Raw genomic sequence first — 621 nt, forward strand, 5'->3', positions numbered from 1 at the left:
ATGATCAAACCGGACCAGACGCCCTCATTCCAAAGAAAAAGGGGCGTCCATCGATGAAAGAGAAACCGAAGAAACCCGTACCATCAATGGAGTCGAACGAAACACTCCAGGAAGAAGTCGAACGGTTACGCATGGAGAACGCGTATTTAAAAAAGTTGAATGCCTTAGTGAAGGAAAAGGAACGCTCACAACGCAACTCAAAGCGCAAGTAATCTATGAGCTAAGGCATGATTTTAAGGTCGTCGACCTCATCCACGTGGCATCCATTCCGAGAAGCACCTATTATTATTGGATCAAACACCAGGAACGTCCCGACAAATACAAAGAGGCAAAAGAGGCGATTTCCGTCATCTTTCACGAACACAAAGGGCGTTATGGGCATCGGAATATCCAAATCGAATTGGAGAAAAGAGACATCCACCTCGATCCGAAAACCGTTCTGAAGTTGATGAACGTGATCGGCCTCACTTGCCAGGTGCGGCTGAAGAAATACCGTTCCTACCGCGGCAATGCCGGGAAGGTGGCACCGAATGTGCTGCGCCGGGATTTCACGGCCGAGAAACCGAATCAGAAGTGGGTGACCGATGTGACGGAGTTTGCCCTTTTCGGACAGAAGCTCTA

Annotated in this window: 1 pseudogene; it reads left to right on the forward strand. The window is 49.0% G+C overall.

Annotation, left to right across the window (positions count from 1 at the left end):
• A pseudogene (locus FQV28_RS19555) lies at window positions 1-621 on the forward strand (IS3 family transposase); the annotation flags it as partial.

The sequence above is a fragment of the Planomicrobium sp. CPCC 101079 genome, assembly GCF_007859275.1.
In the GTDB taxonomy this organism is placed as follows: domain Bacteria; phylum Bacillota; class Bacilli; order Bacillales_A; family Planococcaceae; genus Planococcus.